This is a genomic window from Pseudemcibacter sp. (assembly GCF_965661635.1).
Classification (GTDB): Bacteria; Pseudomonadota; Alphaproteobacteria; order Sphingomonadales; family Emcibacteraceae; genus Pseudemcibacter.
This window is the reverse complement of record NZ_CBFIEP010000163.1, coordinates 1-8,167: the sequence shown is the minus strand read 5'-3', so window position 1 is coordinate 8,167 and position 8,167 is coordinate 1. Positions and strand designations below refer to the sequence as shown.

At 41.0% G+C, this 8,167-nt stretch carries 7 protein-coding genes; all 7 read left to right on the top strand.

Annotated elements, in window-relative coordinates; genetic code table 11:
- On the top strand, window positions 1–1,564 hold a 1,564-nt coding region (gene nuoL / locus ACTF6W_RS10935), incomplete at its 5' end, for an NADH-quinone oxidoreductase subunit L (protein ID WP_438994580.1).
- Window position 1,565: 1 nt separating this feature from the next.
- Window positions 1,566–3,104 carry an NADH-quinone oxidoreductase subunit M gene (locus ACTF6W_RS10930; RefSeq protein WP_438994579.1) on the top strand — a complete coding sequence of 513 codons (1,539 nt, stop codon included), beginning with the start codon at window positions 1,566–1,568 and terminating at the stop codon, window positions 3,102–3,104.
- Between the two features lie 10 nt (window positions 3,105–3,114).
- A complete protein-coding gene (gene nuoN, locus ACTF6W_RS10925; protein WP_438994578.1) occupies window positions 3,115–4,569 on the top strand; it encodes an NADH-quinone oxidoreductase subunit NuoN in 1,455 nt (484 codons plus the stop codon).
- A 4-nt stretch (window positions 4,570–4,573) separates the two neighbouring features.
- Window positions 4,574–5,344 carry a biotin--[acetyl-CoA-carboxylase] ligase gene (locus ACTF6W_RS10920; protein ID WP_438994577.1) on the top strand — a complete coding sequence of 257 codons (771 nt, stop codon included), beginning with the start codon at window positions 4,574–4,576 and terminating at the stop codon, window positions 5,342–5,344.
- Between the two features lies 1 nt (window position 5,345).
- Window positions 5,346–6,116, top strand: a complete 771-nt coding sequence (locus ACTF6W_RS10915; protein ID WP_438994576.1) for a type III pantothenate kinase — start codon at window positions 5,346–5,348, stop codon at window positions 6,114–6,116.
- Window positions 6,116–7,777: a ribonuclease J gene (locus ACTF6W_RS10910; protein WP_438994575.1), complete on the top strand. Its 1,662-nt coding sequence runs from the start codon at window positions 6,116–6,118 to the stop codon at window positions 7,775–7,777. Before ACTF6W_RS10915 ends, ACTF6W_RS10910 begins: the two co-directional genes overlap by 1 nt.
- Window position 7,778: 1 nt before the next feature.
- The coding region (mce, locus tag ACTF6W_RS10905) for a methylmalonyl-CoA epimerase (protein ID WP_438994574.1) at window positions 7,779–8,167 on the top strand (389 nt) is incomplete at its 3' end.

The following is an 8,167-nucleotide window of genomic DNA, read 5'->3' as shown; positions in this document are numbered from 1 at the left end:
ATTCGCGATGCTTATGCTGATTACATCAGATAATTTTGTGCAAATGTTCTTTGGCTGGGAAGGAGTTGGCCTTGCGTCATACCTTCTTATTGGATTTTGGTATAAGAAACCTTCTGCCTGCGCAGCGGCGATTAAAGCGTTTGTTGTAAACCGGGTTGGTGATTTTGGCTTCGCCCTTGGTATTTTTGCAATCTTTATGACATTCGGAAGTGCAGATTTTGCGGTAGTATTCGCAAGTGTTGGCGATCATGTTGATAAGACAATCCATTTCCTTGGTATGGAACTTGATCTACTCACGACGATATGTCTGTTGCTCTTTATTGGGGCAATGGGTAAATCTGCGCAACTCGGTCTTCATACTTGGTTACCGGACGCGATGGAGGGGCCTACACCAGTATCAGCCCTTATTCACGCGGCGACAATGGTAACTGCTGGCGTCTTTATGGTGGCACGTTGTTCTCCGTTGTTTGAATATTCTCCTGATGCCTTGGCAGTGGTTGCGGTTATTGGTGCCTCAACCGCATTCTTTGCGGCGACAGTGGGTATGTCACAATTTGATATTAAACGTGTGATTGCCTATTCAACATGTTCTCAGCTTGGATATATGTTCTTTGCCTTGGGCGTTAGTGCATATGGTGCTGCCGTGTTCCATTTATTTACACATGCATTCTTTAAAGCACTACTTTTCCTTGGATCTGGTTCCGTGATCCATGCAAGTTCCGATGAACAAGATATGCGCAATATGGGCGGCTTAAGAAAACAAATTCCTGTGACGTTTTGGATGATGACAATTGGTACACTTGCGCTTACTGGTTTCCCATTCCTTGCGGGTTACTATTCAAAAGATATGATTATTGAAAGTGCCTTTGCTGCGCATAGCGGTGTAGGGACTTATGCCTTTGGCCTTGGTGTTGCAGCGGCGCTGATGACATCATTCTATTCATGGCGCCTTGTGTTCATGACATTCTTCGGTGAAAGCCGTGCAAGCAAAGAAGTCCAAGACCATGTTCATGAAAGTCCGCAAGTAATGCTTATCCCGCTTTATGTACTTGCGCTTGGAGCTTTATTATCTGGCTTTGTCTTTAAAGAATATTTTGTCGGCCATAACTACGAAGAATTTTGGGCTGGTGCATTGTTCCTGATTGGCGACAATGTTATGGAAGCTGCGCATCATGTTCCTACTTGGGTTATAGCTTCACCGTTTATAGCAATGGTAGTTGGTTTTGCCACTGCTTGGTATTTCTATGTAAAAGAGCCAAGCATGCCGGGTAAATTTACTTCAACATTTCGCTTTGCGCATGCGCTTTCTTTTAACAAATGGTATTTTGATGAATTATACGACATTATTTTTGTTAAGCCAGCGATGAAGTTAGGGATGATTTTCTGGAAACGCGGCGATGAAAATATCATTGACCGTTATGGGCCAGATGGTGTTTCGGCTGCGGTTGTGCGGGTTGCGCAGAAATTTAAACAATTTCAAACTGGTTATTTATATCATTATGCTTTCGTGATGCTGATTGGACTTTCGGCCTTGGTAACATTCTTTGTGATGGGAGGGCTGTAAAATGGAACATTTCCCAATACTTTCCGCTATTACATTCTTGCCGCTTTTAGGGGTTCTTATTATCCTAAGCATTAAAGGCGAAAAAGAAATCGTTGAACGTAACGCCAGAAATGCAGCTCTTCTTTCGACTGTTGCTACATTCTTATTCTCGCTCGTTCTATGGTTTAGCTTTGATAAAACAACGGCTGATTTCCAATTTATTGAACAGGCTGATTGGCTTGGTGGTGGCATACAGTATAAAATGGGCATTGATGGTATTTCAGTGTTATTTGTACTGCTAACGACATTTATTATGCCAATTTGTATTCTATGTGGATGGGATACCATTAAAACTCGCGTTAAAGAATATATGATTGCGTTCTTGCTTCTTGAATGTTTCATGATCGGCGTCTTCTGTTCACTTGATCTTGTCATGTTCTATGTATTCTTTGAAGCTGGCCTAATCCCAATGTTCTTAATCATTGGTGTATGGGGCGGTGATAATCGTGTTTATGCGGCTTATAAGCTCTTTTTATATACACTTCTTGGCTCTGTACTGATGCTTGTTGCGATGCTTTATATGTATGGTGTGGCGGGTACGACAGACATTCCGACATTAATGCAAACTGATTTTGCGCCAAATGCGCAAATATGGTTGTTCCTTGCGTTCTTTGCGTCCTTTGCGGTAAAAATGCCAATGTGGCCAGTTCATACGTGGCTGCCTGATGCTCACGTGCAAGCACCAACCGCCGGTTCTGTAATATTGGCGGGTATCTTACTTAAAATGGGTGGGTATGGCTTCTTAAGGTTTTCGTTGCCGATGTTCCCAATTGCTTCTATGGAGCTCGCATGGCTAATCTACACATTAAGCTGTGTAGCAATTGTGTATACGTCACTTGTAGCGCTACGTCAGACGGATATGAAAAAGTTGATCGCGTATTCATCGGTTGCGCATATGGGTTTTGTAACCATTGGTATCTTTGCGTTTAACGTACAAGGCATCGAAGGATCGATTATTGTGATGCTCGCTCACGGGTTTGTGGCTTCTGCGCTCTTCCTTTGTGTAGCTGTGGTTTATGACCGCTTGCATACGCGTGATATTGATCGTTATGGTGGTCTTGTGAATATTATGCCACGTTATGCTCTTGTCTTTATGTTCTTTACGATGGCGTCGGTTGGACTTCCGGGAACTGCAAACTTCGTTGGTGAGGTTCTTGTCCTGGTTGGTATCTTTAAAGTCAGCACTTGGACTGCCGCAATAGCCTTAACAGGTGTGATTTTGGGCGCCGCTTATATGCTTTATCTATATCGCCGTGTCGTGTTCGGCGAATTGACCAAAGATGATCTTAAAGACATGCTTGATCTTGATAAACGTGAAATTCTAATCTTTACGCCACTTGTTATCTTTACTTTATGGATGGGTGTTTACCCGACAACATTCCTTGATTTTATTCATGTATCCGTTGAAAACTTAACGGCACAACATGAAGCATCTATGGCGGCTTATCATGCAACAATTGAAACCATTGAAGACGCTGCTCAAGCAGTGACTGGGCATTAGGAGAAAAATGATGACTGAACTATTTCCTAATCTTGCAATTGCATACGGTGAAATCTTCTTAAGTGTTGGCGCGATGGCATTGTTGATGGTTGGCGTGTTTAAAAAAGACAGCGTGAACATGGTAAGTTGGCTCGCTGTTGTCTTTATGGCGATTACGCTATTTTTAACTGTTTCAATTAGCGGGGAACAAGCATTTACATTCAATAATATGTTTGTTGCTGACGGGTTTACTACATTTATGAAAATACTGGTGTTGGTTGCCAGTGCTCTTGCTGTGATTATGTCGCGTGAGTTTTTCAAACTTGAAGGCGACGATCGATTTGAATTTCCGGTTCTTTTGGTTTTATCAACCATTGGTATGATGGTTATGGTAAGTGCTAACGATCTTATGACACTTTATATGGGGATTGAGCTACAGAGTTTAGCGCTTTATGTACTCGCGGCCTTTAAACGCGATAGTGAACGTTCTACGGAAGCAGGACTAAAATATTTTGTTCTGGGTGCACTCTCATCGGGTATCCTCCTTTACGGCTGTTCACTTGTTTATGGCTTTATTGGTAGTACAAACTTTTCTTCAATTGCTTCTGCAATATCTAATCTTGATCAAGCCCCAGTTGGTGCGGTCGTTGGATTGGTATTTGTACTTGCGGGGCTGGCCTTTAAGGTTTCAGCAGTTCCGTTTCATATGTGGACGCCTGATGTATATGAAGGATCACAAACTCCCGTTACAGCGTTCTTTGCCGTAGCACCAAAAGTTGCCGCTCTTGCTCTTCTTGCGCGTACGCTCTATGTGCCGTTTGCGGATATGAGTGGTTCTTGGCAGCAAGTGATAATCTTTATGTCTGTAGCATCAATGATACTTGGTTCTTTTGCTGCGATAATGCAAACAAATATTAAACGTCTGATGGCATATAGCTCCATTGGTCACATCGGTTTTGCACTTCTAGGACTTGTTGCTGGTAATGCAGAAGGTCTTCGTGGCGTAATGATTTATATGGCGATTTACCTTGTTATGAATGTTGGTACTTTTGTTTGCATCATGTCAATGCGCCGCAAAGAAGATGGAATGGTAGAAGATATTAATGATCTGTCCGGTTTGGGCCAAAATCATCCTGCAATGGCACTCGCATTAAGTATCTTTATGTTCTCACTTGCAGGCATTCCGCCGCTCGCGGGTTTCTTTGCTAAATGGTATGTGATTGTACCTATCGTTAATGCAGGGCTCTTTATACTTGCGACGATTGGGGTTCTGGCAAGTGTTGTTGGTGCATACTATTACCTTAGAATTGTGAAACTTATGTATTTTGATGCGCCGGCAGAAGAATTTGTTGAGCAAAAATCATATCCAATGAAAATTATTGCGACACTTTCAGCTGTTCTTGTTCTTGCGTTTATAATCCCGCAAATTTCAAGTCCTGTACTTAATAGTGCCGAGGCGGCTGCACAGAAATTATCTCAAGATTAAACTGATGCCTGAAAAAGAAAATTCTGAAATGCCTGATGGTTTTGATCATCAGGCATTTTTGTCTATAGACAGCACCAACAAAGAAGCTGTGCGCCAACTAGAGAAGGGCGCAAAAAGTGGTCTATGGTTGACCGCGACGGAACAATTATTAGGCCGCGGTCGTGGTGGACGGGAATGGGTTTCAAAGCCAGGTAATCTTTTTAGTTCGTTGATATTTGATACAAAAAAAAGCCTATGCCATTCTGCGCAGCTTTCTTTTGTAACTTCATTAGCCGTTTGTGAAACGGTTGGCGCATTCGTTGAAGCGGAAAATGTAAAATGTAAATGGCCAAATGATGTGCTTGTTAATGGTAATAAAATATCTGGAATTTTACTTGAAACATATTCGGGGCAAAATACAGAAAATTTAATGATCATTGGGATTGGTATAAATATTGAACACCACCCTGAAAAACCATTATATCCAACAACCCATATCAATGAGAATTCAAGAATAAATATAAATGCCGAAGAAGTTTTTAATGTACTTGTAGAAAAAATGGCGTATTGGTTAAATAACTGGCAGAAAAATGGTTTTTCTATTATTCGCCAGGAATGGCTTAATAAGGCAAAAGGTAAAGGTGAAAACATTATTGTACGTTTGCCAAATGAAGAATTAAATGGACGATTTGTTGACCTAGACGCGAATGGCGCGCTAATGTTAGACATGAATGGTGAAATGAGACTTATACATTCAGGCGATGTCTTTTTTGCCGATCAAAGAGAAGAGAAGTAAGATGCTGTTAGCAATTGACGCAGGTAATACAAATATTGTTTTTGCACTTCATGACGAAGAGAAAATAATTCATAAGTGGCGTATTTCTAGTGCGGATAGCCGAACGGCCGATGAATACATGGTCTGGCTTTCGCAGTTAATGAATTTTGAAAATTTAGAAGCCACTGATATCACTGGCGCTATTATAGCGACAGTTGTTCCACAAACATTATTTCCGTTACAACTTTTATGTCGCCGTTATTTTAACTGTACAGCACTAGTTATCGGCGAAGATAATGTGAATTTAAATGTTAAAGTAAAATTGCCAAACCCTGCGGAAGTAGGAGCAGACCGTTTGGTAAACGCAGTTGCCGCGCATAAGAGATATAGCGGCCCTATGGTCATTATCGATTTTGGTACGGCGACGACTTTTGACGTTATTGATGAAAATGGTGATTATTATGGCGGTGTTATATCCCCAGGGGTTAACTTATCCGTCGAAGCCTTAAGCATGGCGGCGGCGAAATTACCGCGAGTGGCCGTTGAAAAACCTGATAAGGTAATAGGTAACAGCACAATTTCTGCTATTCAATCGGGTATATTTTATGGTTACTTATCAATGATCGAAGGTATGGTGACACGAATTTTTGCAGAGTTCGGACAGCCCATGAAGGTTTTAGCCACTGGTGGATTAGCGCCGCTATTTAATGAAGCAACAGATGTTATTGAATTAGTTGATCAGGAACTCACGACATATGGTTTGTTTGAAATTTATTGGGCAAATCAAAATTAATGACTAACGATTATAAACAATTATTATACCTTCCGCTCGGCGGTTCCGGCGAAATAGGAATGAACCTCAATCTTTATTCTTATGATAATCAGTGGGTTATGCTGGACTGTGGTATTTCTTTTGCAGATGATTATTTGCCGGGTATTGATTTGATTATGCCGGATGTGGAATTTGTTGATGGCATAAAAGATGACCTTTTAGGATTAGTGCTCACACATGCACATGAAGATCATATCGGTGCAGTTGTGCATTTATGGCCCCGTTTTCAGTGTCCAATTTTTGCTACGCCGTTTACTGCGAAAATACTAAAGTCTAAATTTACGGAAGCAGGACTTCTTGGGGAAGTCACGATAAATGAAATCCCGCTTGGCGGACGTTTTAAACTTGGTGATTTTGATCTTGAATATGTCACCTTGACCCATTCTATTCCAGAACCGAATGCTGTTAATATTAAGACGCCTTTAGGAACAATATTTCATACAGGGGATTGGAAAATTGATCCTGATCCGCTTGTTGGTGAAGCGACGAACAGTAAACGTTTAAAAGAGATCGGTGATGAAGGCGTTCTTGCTATTGTCTGCGATTCAACCAATGTATTTAATAAAAAACCGTCAGGTTCTGAGCTTGAAGTTCGTAAAAATTTAATTGAACTGGTAAAAGAGAAAAAAGGGGCCGTTCTTTGCACAACATTTTCATCAAATGTAGCCCGCGTGGCGACATTAGGTGCAGTGGCTAAAGAAACAGATCGTCACTTATGCTTGGTTGGTCGTTCAATGCAACGTAATGTCGCCGCCGCTAAAGAATGTGGTTATTTAAAAGATTTGCCGCCCATTATGCACGAAGAAGACGCAGCACATATCCCACGCCATAAAATATTATATGTCATGACCGGATGCCAAGGAGAGGCGCGTGCCGCCTTAATGCGAATAGTCCTTGATAACCATAGACACATTCATATCACTAAGAAAGATACGGTTGTCTTTTCTTCAAAGGTTATTCCGGGTAATGAAAGGTCTATTTATCGCGCTTATAATTTCATTGCAGAAAAGGGCGCTGAAATTATTTCCGAAAAAGATGCCAAAGTACATGTTTCAGGACACCCTGGACAAGATGAACTTAAGCAGATGTATGAATGGATTAGGCCGGAAATAGTTGTTCCAACACACGGAGAGAATGTTCATTTACTAAAACAGGCACAGTTCGCGGAAAGTCTAGGATATAAAAAAACGATTGTTCCGAAAAATGGTTTCGTGATTAAATTAGCACCAGGACCTGCGAGTGTTATAAATGAAGTACATCATGGAAGGCTTGCTTTAGATGGAGGCTTGCTGGTTGAGAATGATGATATAGGCATCGTAGAAAGACGCCGTATCATGCATAATGGTGCATTAATTATACATTTAACTCTTAATGATGATGGTTTTTTACTTGCGCCGGTAGAAATAACGGCTTTGGGTATCCCTAATGATGCGGATAAGGGATTAATCAACTTTATTGATGATAAAATTCACGAAGCTCTTGATATTGCGAGTAGAAAACATTTACAAGATGATGATGTACTTAAAGAAATTGTAAGAGCCACAGCTAGGAAAGCCTCAAAACGTTTTTCTGGTAAGGAAACAGGGCCCGTTACAAAAGTAACACTTAGTAGGATTAATTAAAGTGATTGAAAAATTAAATCATATTGCTATTGCTGTTCCAAATTTAGAGGACGCTATTTCAATGTACCGAAATGTTCTTGGTGCAGAAGTTACAGAACCGCAAGATTTGCCAGAGCATGGTGTGAGAGTTGCATTTGTAGAACTTGAGAATACGAAAGTTGAACTTCTTTTTCCAATTGGCGAAAATTCACCGATTACGTCTTATTTAAGTAAAAACGCCTCTGGTGGAATGCATCATATCTGTTATGAAGTCAGCGATATAATGGCGGCACGTGATCAATTACTAAATAATGGTATGCGTATTCTTGGCAGAAGCGAACCCAAAATTGGCGCGCATGGAAAATCCGTTTTGTTTCTTCATCCGAAAGATTTCTGTGGTACATTAATCGA